Annotated in this window: 17 protein-coding genes; 11 read left to right on the forward strand and 6 right to left on the reverse strand. The window is 73.1% G+C overall.

The window, feature by feature from the left end:
* Positions 1-26: 26 nt before the first annotated feature.
* From H299_RS0131105 to H299_RS0131125, 5 genes are all read left to right on the forward strand, one after another.
* The gene (locus H299_RS0131105) at positions 27-980 is read left to right on the forward strand and encodes a cellulose-binding protein (RefSeq protein WP_027751631.1); all 954 of its coding nucleotides are present in this window, start codon (positions 27-29) and stop codon (positions 978-980) included.
* A 124-nt stretch (positions 981-1,104) separates the two neighbouring features.
* Positions 1,105-2,106: an ATP-binding cassette domain-containing protein gene (locus H299_RS0131110; RefSeq protein ID WP_027751632.1), complete on the forward strand. Its 1,002-nt coding sequence runs from the start codon at positions 1,105-1,107 to the stop codon at positions 2,104-2,106.
* A 2-nt stretch (positions 2,107-2,108) separates the two neighbouring features.
* On the forward strand, positions 2,109-2,888 hold the full coding sequence (locus H299_RS0131115; protein WP_027751633.1) for an ABC transporter permease: 780 nt from the start codon (positions 2,109-2,111) through the stop codon (positions 2,886-2,888).
* A gap of 389 nt (positions 2,889-3,277) precedes the next feature.
* Positions 3,278-4,462 (forward strand): ABC transporter ATP-binding protein, encoded by a 1,185-nt coding sequence (locus tag H299_RS0131120; protein ID WP_027751634.1) that lies wholly within the window; start codon positions 3,278-3,280, stop codon positions 4,460-4,462.
* Positions 4,459-5,547: an ABC transporter permease gene (locus H299_RS0131125; RefSeq protein WP_027751635.1), complete on the forward strand. Its 1,089-nt coding sequence runs from the start codon at positions 4,459-4,461 to the stop codon at positions 5,545-5,547. The genes H299_RS0131120 and H299_RS0131125 overlap by 4 nt, the downstream gene beginning before the upstream one ends.
* 82 nt (positions 5,548-5,629) lie before the next feature.
* Here the strand turns inward: H299_RS0131125 and H299_RS0131130 are convergent, their stop codons facing one another.
* Entirely contained in the window at positions 5,630-5,989 is a 360-nt protein-coding gene (locus H299_RS0131130) for a hypothetical protein (RefSeq protein ID WP_027751636.1), read from the reverse strand.
* Positions 5,990-6,164: 175 nt separating this feature from the next.
* Here H299_RS0131130 and H299_RS0131135 point away from each other — a divergent pair, with 175 nt between their 5' ends.
* Entirely contained in the window at positions 6,165-7,202 is a 1,038-nt protein-coding gene (locus H299_RS0131135) for an LLM class flavin-dependent oxidoreductase (protein WP_027751637.1), read from the forward strand.
* Positions 7,203-7,366: 164 nt separating this feature from the next.
* Here the strand turns inward: H299_RS0131135 and H299_RS0131140 are convergent, their stop codons facing one another.
* Complete coding sequence (locus H299_RS0131140) at positions 7,367-7,759, reverse strand: SCO5389 family protein (protein ID WP_027751638.1); 393 nt, start codon at positions 7,757-7,759, stop codon at positions 7,367-7,369.
* Positions 7,760-7,976: 217 nt separating this feature from the next.
* Here H299_RS0131140 and nucS point away from each other — a divergent pair, with 217 nt between their 5' ends.
* On the forward strand, positions 7,977-8,660 hold the full coding sequence (gene nucS, locus H299_RS0131145; RefSeq protein WP_027751639.1) for an endonuclease NucS: 684 nt from the start codon (positions 7,977-7,979) through the stop codon (positions 8,658-8,660).
* Positions 8,661-8,726: 66 nt separating this feature from the next.
* On the opposite strand, the gene H299_RS37200 is transcribed toward nucS, so the two are convergent.
* The 4 genes from H299_RS37200 to H299_RS0131165 all read right to left on the reverse strand — a co-directional run bounded on the left by H299_RS37200 (position 8,727) and on the right by H299_RS0131165 (position 13,917).
* Positions 8,727-11,564 (reverse strand): ATP-binding protein, encoded by a 2,838-nt coding sequence (locus tag H299_RS37200; protein WP_158692416.1) that lies wholly within the window; start codon positions 11,562-11,564, stop codon positions 8,727-8,729.
* A 75-nt stretch (positions 11,565-11,639) separates the two neighbouring features.
* On the reverse strand, positions 11,640-12,056 hold the full coding sequence (locus H299_RS37205; RefSeq protein ID WP_078513180.1) for an STAS domain-containing protein: 417 nt from the start codon (positions 12,054-12,056) through the stop codon (positions 11,640-11,642).
* Between the two features lie 194 nt (positions 12,057-12,250).
* On the reverse strand, positions 12,251-13,099 hold the full coding sequence (locus H299_RS0131160) for a 3-hydroxyacyl-CoA dehydrogenase family protein (protein ID WP_027751640.1): 849 nt from the start codon (positions 13,097-13,099) through the stop codon (positions 12,251-12,253).
* Between the two features lie 179 nt (positions 13,100-13,278).
* The gene (locus tag H299_RS0131165; protein WP_027751641.1) at positions 13,279-13,917 is read right to left on the reverse strand and encodes a TetR/AcrR family transcriptional regulator; all 639 of its coding nucleotides are present in this window, start codon (positions 13,915-13,917) and stop codon (positions 13,279-13,281) included.
* An 89-nt stretch (positions 13,918-14,006) separates the two neighbouring features.
* Between H299_RS0131165 and H299_RS0131170 the strand changes: the two genes are divergently transcribed.
* The 4 genes from H299_RS0131170 (at position 14,007) to aac(3) (ending at position 17,256) form a co-directional block, all read left to right on the forward strand.
* Complete coding sequence (locus tag H299_RS0131170; RefSeq protein WP_037761637.1) at positions 14,007-14,822, forward strand: ATP-binding cassette domain-containing protein; 816 nt, start codon at positions 14,007-14,009, stop codon at positions 14,820-14,822.
* An 87-nt stretch (positions 14,823-14,909) separates the two neighbouring features.
* On the forward strand, positions 14,910-15,665 hold the full coding sequence (locus H299_RS0131175; RefSeq protein ID WP_027751643.1) for an ABC transporter permease: 756 nt from the start codon (positions 14,910-14,912) through the stop codon (positions 15,663-15,665).
* Positions 15,666-15,699: 34 nt separating this feature from the next.
* Entirely contained in the window at positions 15,700-16,272 is a 573-nt protein-coding gene (locus H299_RS0131180; protein WP_027751644.1) for a cob(I)yrinic acid a,c-diamide adenosyltransferase, read from the forward strand.
* A gap of 90 nt (positions 16,273-16,362) precedes the next feature.
* A complete protein-coding gene (gene aac(3) / locus H299_RS37210) occupies positions 16,363-17,256 on the forward strand; it encodes an aminoglycoside 3-N-acetyltransferase (protein WP_037761491.1) in 894 nt (297 codons plus the stop codon).
* Positions 17,257-17,275 lie beyond the last annotated feature (19 nt).

Here is a 17,275-nt window from a genome sequence, read left to right on the forward strand (position 1 = left end):
AACCCGTCTGACTCGACAGGAACCCCATGAGCGACACTTCCTCCCCCTTCGGCTTCGAGCTGGTGCGGCGTGGCTACGAACGCGGGCAGGTGGACGACCGCATCACCAAGCTCGTCGCCGACCGTGACAGCGCACTGGCCCGCATCACCTCTCTGGAAAAGCGCATCGAGGAGCTGCACCTCGAAACGCAGAACGCCCAGGCTCAGGTCTCCGACTCCGAGCCCTCGTACGCCGGTCTGGGTGCCCGGGTCGAGAAGATCCTCCGCCTCGCCGAGGAGGAGGCCAAGGACCTGCGTGAGGAGGCTCGCCGCGCCGCCGAGCAGCACCGCGAGCTGGCCGAGGGCGCCGCGCAGCAGGTCCGCAACGACGCGGAGGCGTTCGCCGCCGAGCGCAAGGCGAAGGCGGAGGACGACGGCGCCCGGGTCGTCGAGAAGGCCAAGAGTGACGCGTCGACGCTGCGCAGCGAGGCCGAGAAGGACGCGCAGTCCAAGCGCGAGGAGGCCGACTCCCTCTTCGAGGACACCCGCGCCAAGGCCGCGCAGGCCGCCGCCGACTTCGAGACCAACCTCGCCAAGCGGCGGGAGCAGTCGGAGCGCGACCTCGCCTCGCGGCAGGCGAAGGCCGAGAAGCGCCTCGCGGAGATCGAGCACCGCGCGGAGCAGCTGCGGCTGGAGGCCGAGAAGCTGCGCACGGACGCGGAGCGCCGCGCCCGTCAGACGGTGGAGACCGCGCAGCGCCAGGCGGAGGACATCGTGGCCGACGCCAACGCCAAGGCGGACCGCGTACGCAGCGAGTCCGAGCGTGAGCTGGCCGCCCTGACGAACCGTCGGGACAGCATCAACGCGCAGCTGACCAACGTCCGCGAGATGCTCGCCACGCTCACAGGTGCCGCAGTCGCCGCCGCCGGCTCCCCGGCCGACGAGGACTCCGCGGAGGACGAGGCGCGTACGCGCGGCGTCCCGGCACAGCAGTCGCGCTGAGAGCCTGCCGGGGGCGGCCCCGGAGCATGGCCGCCACGTGTGCCCCCGCCTGATCGACCCCGATCGACCCGGGCGGGGGCACACCTGTGGACGGCGGCTCTCCTGCGGCCTTAGCGTCGTTCCTATGATCGAGCTGGAAGGGCTGACGAAACGATACGGCGCGAAGCTCGCCGTGGACCATCTCACCTTCTCGGTGCGCCCGGGCGTGGTGACGGGATTCCTCGGGCCGAACGGCGCCGGGAAGTCCACCACCATGCGCATGATGCTCGGCCTGGACAGTCCGACCGCGGGCGACATCCGCATCGACGGCCGCCACTACAGCCAGCTCCAGGAGCCGCTGAACTACATCGGCGCGCTCCTCGAGGCGAAGTCGGTGCACGGCGGCCGTACGGCGTACAACCACCTGCTGTGCCTGGCGCAGAGCAACGGCATCCCCGACCGGCGGGTCTCCGAGGTCCTCGACATGGTCGGCCTGGCGTCGGTCGCCAAAAAACGGCCCAAGGGCTTCTCGCTGGGCATGGGCCAGCGACTGGGCATCGCCGCCGCGCTGCTGGGCGACCCGCGCATCCTGATGTTCGACGAGCCGGTCAACGGGCTCGACCCGGAGGGCATCCACTGGGTGCGGACGCTGATGCAGCAACTGGCCTCGGAGGGCCGTACGGTCTTCGTCTCCAGCCACCTGATGAGCGAGATGGCGCTGACGGCCGAGCACCTCGTGGTCATCGGACAGGGCAAGCTCATGGCGGACACCTCGATGGCCGCGTTCATCTCCGAGAACTCGCGCACCTACGTACGGCTGCGGACGCCCGAGCCGGAGCGGATGCGCGACGTGCTGCACGGCGCGGGTATCACGCCGGTGCTGGTCGGGGACGGGTCGCTGGAGGTGGAGGACGCCGACGCGGCGCGGCTGGGCGAACTGGCGGCGGAGCACCGCCTCGTGCTGCACGAACTGAGCCCGCAGAAGGCTTCGCTGGAGGAGGCGTTCATGCAGCTGACGGCGGGATCGGTGGAGTACCACGCGCACACGACGGCGGAGGGTCCCGGCGGCGTCCCCCTCGCGCCGCCGGGCGGGCAGCCGCCACCCGGCGGGCAGGCGTGGGGCCAGGGCTGGACGGAGGGACGCTGACCATGGCACACACCACACGGGTGCTCCGCTCGGAGTGGACCAAGGTGCGGTCGGTCCGCTCCACGCTGTGGACCCTGGTCACCGCGCTGCTGGTCACGGTGGGCCTGTCGGCCCTGATCTGCGCGTTCACCAACTCGAGCTTCGACGACCTGAGCGCCGAGGACAAGGCGACGTTCGACCCCACCTTCATCAGCTTCTCCGGCATGACGCTGGGACAGCTGGCGATGATCGCCTTCGGCGTGCTCGTCGTCTCCAACGAGTACAGCACCGGCATGATCCGCAGCTCGCTGGGCGCGGTGCCGCAGCGCGGCACGTTCATGGCGTGCAAGCTCGTTGTCGCCACCGCCCTGGTCCTGGTGGTCGGCATGGTGACCAGCTTCGTCACCTTCTTCCTTGGGCAGGCGCTGCTGGGCGACCACAGCACGACGATCGGGGAGCCCGGCGTCCTGCGCGCGGTGATCGGCGGCGGCCTCTACATGACGCTGATCGCGCTGTTCGCGATGGGCGTCACCTTCGTGATGCGCAGCCCGCTGCTGGCGTTCGGCATCCTGATGCCGTTCTTCTTCCTGATCTCGAACATCCTCGGCAGCGTGTCGGCCACCCGCAAGTTCGGGCACTACCTGCCGGACCAGGCGGGCTCGATGGTCATGTCCGTGGTGGAGGGCGGCATGGGCGGCGACGACCGGCCGTACGGGCCCTGGGGCGGGCTGCTGATCATGGTCGGCTGGGTGGTCGCCGCGCTGGTCGCGGGCTACCTCGTGCTCAAGAAGCGGGACGCCTGACGGACTCACCCCGCGCCGCCTGCATCGGTGCGCCGATGCCCCCTCACCCGCCAAAGGCCGCGCCGACACCGAAAGCGAAGAGACCAAGTGAGCGAGGCACGAGCGAGCGCCGTGTCGAGGAGCGTCGGCGTCGGGTACGAGCGGCCGGAAGCGGGCGAAAAAACCCCCCTCACCCGCCAAAGGCCGCGCCGACGCCGAAAGCGAGGAGACCAAGTGAGCGAGGCACGAGCGAGCGCCGTGTCGAGGAGCGTCGGCGTCGGGTACGAGCGGCCGGAGGCGGGCGAGGAGTAACAGACTCCGCTGTTCGGGAACCAAAACCGTCGCTGTAGCCTCCTAGCCCGTGTCGGGGGGCGATATCGAGCCCCGTTTCTGCGTTCAGGGGCATCTGCATGATCGAGGCGTACGGCCTGACGAAGCGCTACGGCGCCAAGACTGCCGTCTACAACCTGTCCTTCCAGGTAAGGCCGGGGGCGGTGACCGGCTTCCTGGGCCCGAACGGCTCCGGGAAGTCCACCACCATGCGGATGATCCTGGGCCTCGACGAGCCCACCTCGGGCCGGGTCACCGTGGGCGGCCACAACTTCCGCAACCTGCCGAACGCGCCCCGCCAGGTCGGCGCGCTGCTGGACGCCAAGGCGGTGCACAGCGGGCGCAGCGCCCGCAACCACCTGCTCTCGCTGGCGCAGCTCTCCGGCATCCCGGACCGCCGGGTGGACGAGGTGCTGGGCGTCGTCGGGCTCCAGGACGTGGGCCGCCGCCGCTCCAAGGGCTTCTCGCTGGGCATGGGCCAGCGGCTGGGCATCGCGGCGGCCATGCTCGGCGACCCGCAGGTGCTGCTGTTCGACGAGCCGGTCAACGGGCTCGACCCGGAGGGCATCCTCTGGGTGCGCAACCTGATGAAGCGGCTCGCGAGCGAGGGCCGTACGGTCTTCGTCTCCAGCCACCTGATGAGCGAGATGGCGCAGACCGCGGACCACCTGATCGTGATCGGCCGCGGTCAGCTGATGGCCGACACCTCGGTGGACAACTTCATCGCCCAGAACTCGGTCGGCTTCGCCCGGGTCCGCACCCCGGACGACGCGCCGGAGCAGCGCGAGAAGCTCGGCGCGGCGCTGGCCGAAGCGGGCGGGGCGGTGCAGCCGGAGGAGGACGGCGCGCTGCGCGTGACGGGGGTGCCGCTGCCGCGGATCAGCGACCTGGCGCACGACGCGGGCGTACGGCTGTGGGAACTGTCGCCCCACCAGGCGTCGCTGGAGGAGGCGTACATGCGCATGACGCAGGGCGCCGTGGACTACCGCTCCACCGCGGACCAGCGCGCCGGGCTCCAGGGCCCCGCCGTGCCACCCGGCGGCGCGCCGTACGGGGCCGCGCCGTACGGGATGCCGCCCGGCGGCGCCCCCGCGGGCTACCCGCCGCCGCAGGGGCCGCCGCCGCAGGGCCAGCAGCCGTCGCCGTACGCGGCCCCGCAGGGCTGGCAGGCGCCCCCGGCCCAGGCCGCGCCGCCCGTACCGGGCGCCGCCACCGCCGCCCCCACCGCCCCCACCGCCGCTCCCACTCCCGAGGACCACCGATGACGACGCCGGACCAGCAGCCCCAGGCACAGCCGGGAGCCGAGGCCGCGGCCCGCACCGCGCAGCCCACCACGCTCGACAAGCCGCCGCAGCAGGCCCCGGCCGCGGGCCCCCCGCCGCAGGGGCCGCCGCCCCAGAGCCCGCCGCCGCCCCAGGGGCACCCGGCGCAGTACCCGCCGCCGTCCGGCCCGCCCGCCGGCCAGGGTCCGGCAGCCGCCCCGTACGGCGCCGTCGGCTACGCGTCGCCGATCCCGATCACCCCGACGCATCTGGGGCACGCGATCGCCTCCGAGTGGACCAAGATCCGCTCGGTGCGCTCGACGATGTGGACGCTGGGCATCATGTTCGTGCTCGTCGTCGGCATCGGGGCGCTCACCGCGCTGGGCCGCACGGGCGAGGACAGCGTGAGCATGCCGATGCTCTCCAGCGGCCTGTTCGGGCTGATGCTCGGGCAGATCTGCATCATGACGCTCGGGGTTTTGGTGATCACCTCCGAGTACGGCACCGGCATGATCCGCACCACCCTCACCGCCTGCCCGCAGCGCGGCCGGGTGCTGCTCGCCAAGGCGCTGATCTTCTTCCTGCTGGCCTTCGTCATGACGACGGTCGCCTGCACACTCACCGCGCTGATCCACTACTCGGTGCTGTCCGGCCCGCTGGACCGGCCGTTCTACGGCGACTACTCCCACTCGGACTATGCGGACTCCATCGAGGCGGGCGAGTACGTCGTACAGGACGGCGAGTGGCTGGGCGCGACCGTAGGCGCCGGGCTGTACGTCGCGCTGCTGGGCCTGCTCGCGCTCGCCGTCGGCGCGATGCTGCGGCACTCGGCCGGGGCCATCACGACGATGATGGGCGTGGTGCTGCTGCCGCTGGTGATCGCGCTGTTCATGGTCGGCGAGAGCATGGAGACGCTGCGCGAGAAGATCCTGGAGTTCTCCCCGCTGAACGGCCTGGCCTCGCTCTTCCTCATCCCTATGCAGGACGACCAGGACGCCTCGGGCTGGCCGCTGCTGGGCCTGCTCGCACTGGTGACGACCGCGGCGCTGATGAGCGCGTACGCCCTGCTGACCAAGCGGGACGTCTAGGACGCCTGAGTCTTCTGGGCCGCCTGGGACCTCTGGGACCTCTGGGCCTGTCCGGTCGACAGGGCCCGGGCAGCCCCCGCCCTCAGTAGCGGGGTGCGTGCCGAGACCGCTGGAGCCGCGCGCTCCGGCGGTCTCTCGCGTTCCAGCAGGACTTGTGCCAGTGCCGCCGGTCGTCCACCTGCCCCTGTCCGGGCCACGCCACCACGTGCGGGACTCCGGAGGGGATCTCCTGGTCGCAGCCCGGGCACCGGTAGCGCTTGCCGGAGGACCCGCCGACCATGCGCACCACCCACTCCTCCCCGCGCCACTCCTCGGTCCGCTCCAGCCCGTAGCGCAGCCCGGAGCGGCCCTCGTCCGCGCCCTCGTCACCGGACGCGTCGCGCCCACTCTGGCTGCCTGCGGAACGGCCGCCGCTGCGCGGGCGATTACGACGCGGGGACACGGGACACCTCATTCGGCCGGGACGCTCCGCAGGGTCCTGCGGCGCGTCCCACCAGCGTACTGACCCGGTGAGCCAGGCTCATGGAAGGATTTTCAGCCCAGACCGTGCCCTTGGCACGTGTCAGGCGTTAATGCCGGGTGGGGAGTCGTGGGCGGGCCCAAGGAGGCGTATTTCGATGCGGGTTGGAGCGTTCGTGCTGGCCGCGCAGTTCCCGGGCCAGGGGCACGGCGAGGCGTTGCACCGGGCGGTGCGTACCGCCGAGGAGGCGGAGGGGGCCGGGCTGGACGCGGTGTGGCTGGCCGAGCACCACTTCGTGCCGTACGGCGTGTGTCCGTCGGCCGTGACGCTGGCCGCGCTGCTGCTGGGCCGTACCCGGCGGATCGGGGTGGGTACGGCGGTGAGCGTGCTCTCCAGCACCCACCCGGTGGCGCTCGGCGAGCAGACGGCGCTGCTGCACCTGGCCGCGGGCGGGCGGTTCACGCTCGGTGTGGGGCGGGGCGGCCCGTGGATGGACCTGGAGGTCTTCGGCGGCGGCGTGCGCGCGTACGAGCAGGATTTCCCGGAGGCGCTCGACCTGCTGCTGCGCTGGCTCCGGGAGCCGTCGGTCGGCGCGGACGGCGAGCGGTTCGCCTTCCGCGAGGTCGCGGTCGTCCCCCGTTCGGGCGAGGGGGCGGCCGGGGTGCCGGAGACGCCGCCGGTGGTCGTCGCGTGCACCTCGGCGGGATCGGTGCGGCTGGCCGCCGGGCGGGCGCTGCCGATGCTGCTGGGCATGCACTGCGGGGACGAGGAGAAGGCGTCGATGACGCAGCTGTGGCGCCGGGAGGCGCTCGCGGCCGGGCATCCGCCGGAGGTGGTCGCGGAGGCCGCCGCGCGGCATGTCTCGGCGGGCGTGGCGCAGTTGGCGGACACCCGCGCGGAGGCCACGGAGGCGCTGACCAAGGCGATGCCCGGCTGGCTGCGCGAGGGGCTCGGCGCGCACCGGACGGTGGACGGGCGGGCGCGGTCCGTGCGCGATCCGCTCGCCTACACGGAGATGCTGTGCGGACTGCACCCGGTGGGGCCCCCGCAGTGGTGCGCGGACCGGCTGGCGCGGACGGCGGAGCTGACGGGAATCAGCCGTTTCGCCCTGCTCGTCGAGGGCACGGGCGACCTCGCGGCGACGGAGGAGAACGTCCGGCGGCTGGGCGGCGACGTGCTGCCGCTGCTGCACTGAGCAGCGGCAGCGAGGGCAGGGAGCCAGGGGCGTACGCCATGGGTGGTGCGCCGTGGCGGCGACTGAGGGGTACCCGCCGCCACGGCGCACCACCGGCTCGCTCGCGCCGACCCGAGACGATGCCCTCACCAGAGGCGCTGCCGCGACCGGTGCCGCTGCCGTAATCAGCAGTCGCGCAGCTCCGGTGACTGGTTGAGCAACTGGCCCCGTACGGACGTGAAGCGGCCGAGCCGCTCGTCGACCGAGGGGTCCAGCGGGAAGACGGCGACCCGGTGGCAGTTCTGGAAGGCGAGCCGGACGCCGAAGTGACGCTCCAGCGAGCCGCGTATCGCATCGCTCGCCAGCGCGCGCAGGAGCTGCCCTCGCGCCTGCTCGTCCGGCGGGGGTGTCTGGTTGTCGGCGAACTCACCGCCGTTCGAACTCAGTTGTGCCACCAGCGAGCTGACCATTTCCCATGCGTAGGGCAGCGAAGTACGGACGCAGTCGACGAAGTCGGCTTCGTCGACCTCGCCTCGTTCGGCCTGCTCCAAGAGGGCCGGTGAGACGTCGAGCGACATGAGTTCTCCTCTCGCGACCCCGGAGGCCGGGGTCTCGCGGACGGGACCGGGAACCCCGCCTCGCCGGGCAGTTCCGGACGGCGACGCTCCCGCTGCGTAGCGTAAGCCTGCTGGTGCGGACGCACCAGGCGAATGCGCACACAACAAGCCACGGGCCGGCCGGCCGACCGGAGGGCGAATCGCGTGCACCCGCAGGCGTCCAGTAGCGTGACCGACCATGCGACTCGTCATCGCCCGCTGCTCAGTCGACTACGCGGGCCGGCTCACCGCCCATCTCCCCTCGGCCCCGCGCCTCATCCTGGTCAAGGCTGACGGCTCGGTCTCCATCCACGCGGACGACCGCGCCTACAAGCCGCTCAACTGGATGTCTCCGCCCTGCACCCTCAAGGAGGTCACGGGCGGCGCGGACGACGGCGGAGGCACCGTGTGGACGGTGGAGAACAAGGGCGGCGAGAAGCTCATCATCACCATGGAGGAGGTACTGCACGACTCCTCGCACGAGTTGGGCACGGACCCCGGCCTGATCAAGGACGGCGTCGAGGCGCATCTCCAGGAGTTGCTGGCTGACCGGATGGAGACCCTGGGCGAGGGCTGGTCACTGATCCGGCGCGAGTACCCCACCGCCATCGGCCCGGTGGACATCCTGGGCCGGGACGCGGACGGCACGACGATCGCGATCGAGATCAAACGGCGCGGGGAGATCGACGGCGTCGAGCAGCTGACGCGCTATCTGGAACTGCTCAACCGGGACCCCCGACTGGCCCCGGTGAAGGGCGTGTTCGCGGCCCAGGAGATCAAGCCGCAGGCACGGGTGCTGGCGACGGACCGGGCGATCTCCTGCGTGACGCTGGACTACAACGCACTGCGCGGCATCGAGGACGACAAGCTCCGGCTGTTCTGAAGCCCGGGCTGTTCCGAAGCTCCGGCTGTTCCGCGGGAGCCCGCACCGCACAGGGCTGGTGAGCAATCAGGCCGGTGCTCCGGCGGTGCCGCCGGCCCCTCCGCCGGGCTGTGTCCCCTCGACCGCTTCGGCCGTGCCGCCCGCGCCGCCGTTCGCTCCCGCGTCGGTCTCCCCGCCGGTGGTGGGGTCGCCGCTCGGTTCACCCGTGGGATCGCCGCTGGGGTCGCCGCTCGGATCACCGGTGGGATCACCACTCGGGTCGCCGCTCGGATCACCGGTGGGATCACCACTCGGATCACCCGTGGGGTCGCCGCTGGGGTCGCCGTCGCTGCCCCCGTCGGCCGCTCCTCCGTCGGCGCCCCCGCCGTCCGCACCGCCGTCGGAGCCGGAACCGCTGGTGGTGCCCCCGTCGGCGGGTGAGGAGCCGTCCTCCTCCGGCGTGGACTCGGACTCGCTCGGGGAGGCCTGGCTCGAGGACTCCGAGGGGGTGGGCACCTCACTCGTCGGGCCGGGCGCGGGCTGTTCGCTGACCGGTGCCGAGGGGGCCGGGGTGTCCGCGGCGGCGGACGGGCTGCTGGAGGGCGTCTCGCTCTCCGTCTCGCGCTGCGAGGTCGACCGCTCGGGCTTCACGGTGTCCGCCGGCTGGTCGTCACTGTCGGAGACGCTGGTGACGGTGACCACGGTGCCCAGGAGGACGGCCAGCGCCGCCCCGGCGCCCGCCGCCACGAGGTTGCGGCGGGTGCTGCGCGCCAGCCGGTGCGTGGGCATGGGGCCGGTCTCCGCACGGCTCCCGGGCGGTGCGGACGCGCCGGATATCAGCGGCCCGGTGCGGTCGGTGCCGCCCCCGGACGAGGCCAGGGCGGAGGCGCTGGCCCCCAGCGGCACCACGGGCGGCACGCCCGAGGAGGGCGAGTCCTCCTCGCCCAGCGCGGGGCGCGGCTGGGAGGGCGTCGCGTCGTCCGGCGAGGCTTTCGGCGGCGTGCCCCCGGGGGCGCCGGGCCCGGCCGCGGCCACGGCGGGCAGTACGCCCGTCTCCGCCTCCGACCCGGTGAACGGTGCGGACGCCGCCGCCCCCGCACCCGCGCCCAGCGCGGGCGGCCCACCGGGCAGCACCGCCGTGGTCGCCTTGGTCGGTGTGGCGTCGGGGCCCGGCACACCCGCCGCGGGCGCCGCCGCGACGCCGCCCGCGCCCGCCGCCAGCCGGTCGGTCACCAGCGCCAGCGCGCGGCGTCCGGCCACCGTCCCGCGCCGGTCGGCCAGCGCGCCCCGCATGCCGACCGAGGTCTCCAGTTCGGCGCGGGCCCGCTCCGGATTGCCCAGGCAGAGCGCCAGGACGCCCAACTCGTGGTGGAAGTACGCCTCTTCGGCGACCTCCCCGGCGTTCCGCGCGGCCTCCTGGCCGCTGCGCAGCGCCCGCTCCCACGCCTCCCAGCACAGCGCCGCCGCCAGCGCGGGCGCCGCCGCGCGGGCCAGCAGGACGGCCGCGCTGGCCCGGCCGCCGCGCTGGGCGCCCCGTACGGCAGCGAGCACGGCGTCCGCCTCGGCGCCGACCTGTTCCGGGAGCACCTTGGGGTGGCCGACCCACCAGCCGTAGTGCTGGGCGGCGGAGAGCACGCGGTCCCCGGCGCCGTCCTCGTAACCGGCGGCGACCAGTTCGGCGGCGGCTCCGGCCGCCAGCCGGTAGTGGCCGCCGACCGGGGTGACCAGGCCGCAGCCGGTCAGTTCGACGAGCGCGGCGTCCGCCTGCGTGTCGCCGACCAGGGCGGGCAGATGGGCGGAGTGGGGCAGCTCGCCGCCAAGGGCCAGGGTGAAGCGCAGCGCTTCGCGGGCGGGCTCCGAGAGTCCCTCGGCCACCACGGCGGCGATGCCGTCGCCGCCGCCCCGGCTGCCCGTGCCCGGCAGCGCGGCCGGCGCCGGACCCGCCGCGCCGGGCGCACCGGCGCCGCCGCGCCGGGACCGCTGCCGCAGCAGGGCACCAGCCTGTACGAAGCCCAGCGGCAGCCCCTCGGTGGTGAACCAGAGGTCGCCGGCCCAGTCGGACTCCTCGAGGGTGAGCTGCCGCCGCAGTACGTGCTCCAGCAGCTCCACGCAGCCGGTGCGGCTGAGCCCGGCGAGGAAGACCTCCTCCAGTCCGGCGTCCGCCGAGGGCGCGGCGATGTCCGGTGTGGCGGTGATGAGGTAGGCGCACTCGGGGGTGGCGGCCAGGATTTCGTCCAGGGCCGCACCGCCGAACTCGATGTCGTCGAGCAGCACGACCGCGCCGACGGTGGCCAGTGACTCGTGCAGCTGCCGCTGGTCGGGGCGGATGTGCGGGGCGTCGTAGACGGCTGCGAAGAGGTCGCGGAGGATCTGGTCGGCGGTGCGGTGGTAGCCGCTGAGCCGTACCACGCCGTCGGGCGCCAGGGCGGTGATGTCCTCGGCGACGGCGTCCAGCAGGACGCTGCGCCCGGACCCGCGAGCGGCGGTGAGCCGGACGGACCGGCCGCGCGCCAGCAGCCGGGCGAGGCGCTCCCGCTCCGCTTCCCGCTCCAGGAGCGGGGCGGGACCGGCGGCGGCGCCGCTGAGCGAGTGGCCGGGGCGCCCGGCCGGGGGGCGGGAGGCGCGCGGACGGTCGCGCAGGGCCCGTCTGGCGGGGGCGCCGGGCCTGCGGCCGGGCGGGCAGGGCTCGATCTCGCTGCCGTCCACCGGGTTGACGGTGAGGAGGTAGTCGCCGGATATCAGCTGGGCCATCCGGGCCGGGGGGCCGCCGGGCTCGTGCGAGGGCATGCCGCCAGGCGGTTCGGCGCCGGCCGGCCCGAGGCCGGCGGGCTCGTGCCCCGGCTGCCGGGCACCGGCTCCGTCGCCGCCGGAAACCCCGCCGCCGGACTCCTGACCGCCGAAGTGGTCACCCTCGTGCTGAACCATGGCCTCCGCCCCCATGAAGCTGCTGTCGGCTGCACAGTATCCCTGAGGCCGACAGCCGCGTCGCGAGCCGGTACGTCACGGCTTGGTGAGGATCTGCACCTGCGCGACGGGCGGCGGACCGGGCTCGCCCAGCGCGGGGCCGGTCCCGTGGGCGGCGCCGCGGGCGGACCTGGGGGCCACCGGGAGAGGGCCGAGCGGTCCGTCCTCGATGGCGAGGATGCGGTGCAGCCGGGTGGCGACGAGCAGGCGCTGCATCTGCGTCGGCACGTCGCGCAGGACGAGGCGCCGTCCGCAGCGGCCCGCGCGGCGGTGGGCGCCCATGATGACGCCGAGCCCCGTCGCGTCCCAGGAGTCGAGACCGGCCAGATCGAGTACGAGGTCGCCGCGCCCGGAGTCGACGGCGGAGTGCAGGGCCGTACGGGCGTCCGCGGCACTGCGGACGTCGAGGCGGCCTCCGACGACCAGCTCGGCGTGGTCGCCCCTGATGTGCATAAACGCTCCCGGGATCGCTGCTGTGCGCGTGCACCGGTGCGCGCGCGTGAACCTTTACGTTTCAAATTCTCACCACACCCGACTGCCTGACGGCCAGTCAAGTCGCGGTCCGTGCTCGAACCGATACGGAAATCACCCCTGCGGGTGATCCGCGGCGGCCCGCCCGGGTGCGGCGCCCCGCGCGGGCGGTGCACTCAGTACGAGTAGAAGCCCTGGCCGCTCTTGCGGCCCAGGTCACCCGCGTCCACCATGCGGCGCATCTGCTCCGGCGGGGCGAACTTCTCGTCCTGCGACTCGGTGTAGATGTTGTCCGCCGCGTGCAGCAGGATGTCGACGCCGGTGAGGTCGGCGGTGGCCAACGGCCCCATGGCGTGACCGAATCCGAGCTTGCAGGCGGTGTCGATGTCCTGGGCGGAGGCGACACCCGACTCGTGCAGCTTGGCGGCCTCGACGACCAGCGCCGCGATCAGCCGGGTGGTCACGAAACCGGCGACGTCGCGGTTGACGACGATGCAGGTCTTGCCGGTCGACTCGGCGAACTCCCGGGCGGCGGCGAGGGTTTCGTCACTGGTCTTGTGGCCCCGCACCAGCTCGCACAGCCCCATCATCGGCACCGGCGAGAAGAAGTGGGTGCCCACCACGCGCTCCGGGCGGCTGGTGGCCGCCGCGATCTTGGTGATCGGGATGGCGGAGGTGTTGGAGGCGAGGATCGCGTCCTCCTTCACCACCCGGTCGAGCGTACGGAAGATCTCCCGCTTGACGTCGACCTTCTCGAAGACCGCCTCGACGACGACATCGGCGTCGGCCGCCGCGTCCAGGTCCGTGGTGGTGGTGATCCGGCCGAGCGCTCCGGCCGCCGCCTCGGCGTCCAGCCTGCCCTTGCCGACGAACTTGTCGAGGGACGCCTTGATCCCGTCCGTACCACGGCTGAGAGCCTCGTCGGTGACATCGCGGAGGACCACGTCCCAGCCGGCCTGCGCCGAGACCTGTGCGATGCCGGAGCCCATGAGTCCGGCCCCGATGACGGCGAGCTTCTTCGCCACGACGGTCACCTCTCCTTTGACGGTGTGGGGCGACTTTAGCGTCTGGGGCAGGGGCATTGGACGGCGAAGAGACACGCATCACGTCTCACCTGGCGGACATCACACCGGCCGCGCCCGTTCCGGGAGGCTTGGTGCTCATTCCGGCCTGCGTACGGGGCGCCCGCCTCCGCCGCGCGCGCTCATCCGGCCGGGCGCGTCGCGTAGTTGAGCACCTCGTCGCTGAGCAGCGAGACGAAGACGTCCAGCGCGCGGCGTGCCTGCCGCACGATCTCGTCCTCGGGCAGCCCTTCGGTGACGCCCGCCGAAACCGTGCGGAAGATGGTGGTGTTGATGCCGTTCAGCTGGGTGGCGACCACCTCCGGAGCCGGGTCGCCGGGCGCGGCGCCCGCCTCCTCGCGCAGCGTCTCCGTCAGGTGCGCCACCACGCTCACCTGCATCAGCCAGAGCCGGGCGAGCAGCGCGGGCGACTCGCGGACGCGCTGCATGAAGCGGTCGTAGCCCTCGGTCAGGCCGACGTAGGCGTTCCGCTCGTCCAGGTCCCCACGCAGGCGGTCCAGCAGGGCGTCCGCCGCCGACTGGCCGGGCCGCCGCTCCCGTACGAGCGTCGAGGCGCGGGCGACGACCTCCGGCTCGCGGTCGAAGAACAGCTCCTCCTTGGAGGGGAAGTAGTTGTAGACCGTGTTGACCGAGACCTCAGCGGCCTCGGCGATCTCTGCGACGGTCACCCCGTCGAACCCGCGGTCGAGGAAGAGACCGGTGGCGACGTCCGCGATCAGCTGCCTGGTCTGCTGCTTCTTCCGCTCCCTGAGCCCCGTCATGGGCGCAGTCTACCGGTCGCGGCCCGAGAATTTTGGAGTGATTGCAAAATTTAAGTGACTCTGCTTTTCTTGGCGGCATGCCCTCCTCCATGCACCCCCCAGCCATCCCCGCCCCCGCCCTCCACGCCTCCGGCCTCGCCCGGAGCTTCACCCTCAAGTCCGGCACCGTCGAGGCCGTACGCGGCATCGACCTGACCGTCGAGCGCGGTGAGATCCTCGGCTTCCTCGGCCCCAACGGCGCGGGGAAGACCACCACGCTCCGCATGCTCACCACCCTGCTCGCCCCCACCGGCGGCACCGCGACGGTCGCGGGCCTGGACCTGGCGCGCGACCCCGAGGGCGTACGCCGCAAGATCGGCTACGTGGCCCAGGCCGGCGGGGTCGATCCGCAGATCACCGTGCGGGAGGAACTGACCACGCAGGCCCGGCTCTACCGGCTCCCCCGCGCCCAGGCCGCGGCCCGCGCCGAGGAGCTGGCCGCCGAGCTGGACCTGACCGGCCTGCTGGACCGCGGATGCGCGGCGCTCTCCGGCGGCCAGCGGCGGCGGCTCGACCTGGCGATGAGCCTCACCCACCGGCCCGAGATCCTCTTCCTGGACGAGCCGACCACCGGGCTCGACCCCGGCAGCCGCGCCGACCTGTGGGAGCTGGTGCGGCGGCTGCGCGCCGAGCTGGGCATGACCGTCTTCCTCACCACCCACTACCTGGACGAGGCGGAGGCCCTCGCGGACCGGCTGGTGATCGTCGACAAGGGCCTGGTCGTCGCCCAGGGCACGGCGCAGGCCCTCAAGGCGGAGTACGGCGGGTCGCCCGACGCCACCTTGCAGGACACCTTCATCGCCATCACCGGCCACGGCCCGGCGTCCCCCGCCGGACCTCCGGCCGCCGCCCCGGTCGCCGTCTGACGCACGGCAGAGCAAGCCGCGCGGAAGCCGCGTCCCACAGAAGCCGTACAGAGCAGTGCAGTACAGAAGAGAAGCGGAGCCATACCCATGCCCCAACTGCTGACCGACACCGGTGTCATCTTCAGCCGCTACCTGCGCCAGACCCTGCGCTCCCGACTCGCGCTGACCTTCGGCCTCCTCCAGCCGATGCTGTTCCTCGTCTTCTTCGGCCCGCTGCTGGAGACTGTCCCGCTGGGCGGTGAGGGCGACGCCTGGCAGATCCTCATCCCCGGCCTGCTCATCCAGCTAGGCCTGTTCAGCTCGGCCTTCGCGGGCTTCTCCATCCTGCTCGAGAAGCAGTACGGGGTGATCGAGCGGATGCGGGTCACCCCGGTGAGCAGGCTGGCCCTGCTGCTGGGACGGGTGCTGCGGGACGTCGTACAACTCCTGATGCAGTCCGTTCTCCTGGTGCTGGCCGGGGTCGCCTTCGGGCTGCGCGTCCCGGTACTCGGCGCGCTCGTCGGCTTCGCGTTCGTGGCGGTGCTGGCGATGTCGCTCGCCTCGCTGTCGTACGCGCTGGCCATGCGGGTGGACTCGCCGCAGGCGTTCGCACCGGTCGTCAACGCCGTCAACCTGCCGGTGATGCTGCTGTCCGGACTGCTGCTGCCGATGGCCCTGGCGCCCGGCTGGCTGGACACGCTCTCCCACCTCGTCCCGCTGCGCTACCTGGTGGACGCGGTACGGGCGGCGTTTGTCAGCGACTACGCGGACGGGACGGTGCTCCTGGGCGCGGCGGTCGCCGCCGCCCTGGCCGCCGCCTCGATGACGGCGGGCGCCCGCCTCTTCCGCAAGGCGGGCGCGTGAGCGCCCGTCGCGGCGGCACGGCTACGCTCGGCGCATGGTCAACCTGACGCGCATCTACACCCGCACCGGAGACGACGGCACCACCGCCCTCGGCGACATGAGCCGCACCGCCAAGACGGACTCCCGCATCACCGCCTACGCCGACGCCAACGAGGCGAACGCCGTGATCGGCGTCGCCGTCGCGACCGGAGCGCTCCCGGAGGACGTGCGGGAGGTCCTCGTACGCGTGCAGAACGACCTGTTCGACGTCGGCGCCGACCTCGCCACCCCGGTGGCCGAGGACCCGGAGTACCCGCCGCTCCGCGTCGAGCAGGGCTACGTCGACAAGCTCGAGGCCGACTGCGACCGCTACCTCGAGGAGCTGGAGAAGCTGCGCAGCTTCATCCTCCCCGGCGGCACCCCCGGCGCGGCCCTGCTGCACCACGCGTGCACCGTCGTACGCCGCGCCGAGCGCTCGACCTGGGCCGCTCTGGAGGAGCACGGCGACGTCATGAACGCGCTGACGGCGACGTACCTCAACCGCCTCTCGGACCTGCTGTTCATCCTGGCCCGTACGGCGAACAAGGCGGTCGGCGACGTCCTGTGGGTGCCGGGCGAGAACCGCTAGTCCGGCCGCACGCCCGCCCCGTACCGCCCGCTCGCGGTCACCGGCCGGAAATCGCTGGCGCCAAGATCGTCCGCATGGCAGGTTGGCCGGATGGATGAAGAGGAACTGCTCGCCCGCTCCGGCGGCCCGGTCACCAGGGAGCGGCTGGCAAGGGACGTACGCGCGCTCGGTCTGCGCCCCGGCGACACGGTGATGTTCCACACCCGGATGTCGGCGCTCGGCTACGTTGCGGGCGGTCCGCCGACGGTCGTCGGCGCGCTGCTGGACGTGGTCGGCGCGGCGGGCACACTGATGGTCACCTGCGGCTGGAACGACGCGCCGCCGTACGACTTCACCGACTGGCCCGCCGAGTGGCAGGCGGAACTGCGCGCGCACCACCCGGCGTACGACCCGGAGGTCAGCGAGGCCGACCACGCCAACGGCAGGCTGCCCGAGGCGCTGCGCCGCTGGCCGGGCGCGGTGCGCAGCCGCCACCCGGACGCGAGCTTCGCCGCGTTGGGCTCCAGCGCCGCCGCGCTGATGGCGGACCATCCCTGGGACGGCCCGCACGGCCCCGGCAGCCCGCTGGCCCGGCTGGTCGAGGCGGACGGCAAGGTGCTGCTGCTGGGCGCGCCGCTCGACTCGATGACCCTGCTGCACCACTCCGAGGCGCTGGCGGATGCGCCCGGCAAGCGCTTCGTGGAGTACGAGCAGCCGATCCTGGTGGACGGCGCGCGGGTGTGGCGCCGCTTCCACGACATCGACTCGGAGGACGGGGCCTTCGACTACTCGTCAGTGGTGCCGGACGACGACGAGTGGCCGTTCACCGTGATCGCCCGCGACATGCTCGCGGCCGGCATCGGCACCCGCGGCCAGGTCGGCGCGGCGGAGAGCCATCTCTTCAACGCGGGCGAGGCGGCCCGGTTCGGGGTGGCCTGGATGGAACGCGAACTGGGCGGCGGCAGCGCCCCGGATGCGCCTGCGCCCGAGCCCTCACCCGGCTGAACGCGTCACGCCCGGCGGC

Source organism: Streptomyces sp. CNH287, assembly GCF_000424825.1.

Coding starts and splice junctions, on each gene's coding strand:
- H299_RS0131105 (WP_027751631.1), top strand. CDS start 27: ATGAGCGACACTTCCTCCCCCTTCGGCTTCGAGCTGGTGCGGCGTGGC.
- H299_RS0131110 (WP_027751632.1), top strand. CDS start 1,105: ATGATCGAGCTGGAAGGGCTGACGAAACGATACGGCGCGAAGCTCGCC.
- H299_RS0131115 (WP_027751633.1), top strand. CDS start 2,109: ATGGCACACACCACACGGGTGCTCCGCTCGGAGTGGACCAAGGTGCGG.
- H299_RS0131120 (WP_027751634.1), top strand. CDS start 3,278: ATGATCGAGGCGTACGGCCTGACGAAGCGCTACGGCGCCAAGACTGCC.
- H299_RS0131125 (WP_027751635.1), top strand. CDS start 4,459: ATGACGACGCCGGACCAGCAGCCCCAGGCACAGCCGGGAGCCGAGGCC.
- H299_RS0131135 (WP_027751637.1), top strand. CDS start 6,165: ATGCGGGTTGGAGCGTTCGTGCTGGCCGCGCAGTTCCCGGGCCAGGGG.
- H299_RS0131140 (WP_027751638.1), bottom strand. CDS start 7,759: ATGTCGCTCGACGTCTCACCGGCCCTCTTGGAGCAGGCCGAACGAGGC.
- nucS (WP_027751639.1), top strand. CDS start 7,977: ATGCGACTCGTCATCGCCCGCTGCTCAGTCGACTACGCGGGCCGGCTC.
- H299_RS37200 (WP_158692416.1), bottom strand. CDS start 11,564: ATGGTTCAGCACGAGGGTGACCACTTCGGCGGTCAGGAGTCCGGCGGC.
- H299_RS37205 (WP_078513180.1), bottom strand. CDS start 12,056: ATGCACATCAGGGGCGACCACGCCGAGCTGGTCGTCGGAGGCCGCCTC.
- H299_RS0131165 (WP_027751641.1), bottom strand. CDS start 13,917: ATGACGGGGCTCAGGGAGCGGAAGAAGCAGCAGACCAGGCAGCTGATC.
- H299_RS0131170 (WP_037761637.1), top strand. CDS start 14,007: ATGCACCCCCCAGCCATCCCCGCCCCCGCCCTCCACGCCTCCGGCCTC.
- H299_RS0131175 (WP_027751643.1), top strand. CDS start 14,910: ATGCCCCAACTGCTGACCGACACCGGTGTCATCTTCAGCCGCTACCTG.
- H299_RS0131180 (WP_027751644.1), top strand. CDS start 15,700: ATGGTCAACCTGACGCGCATCTACACCCGCACCGGAGACGACGGCACC.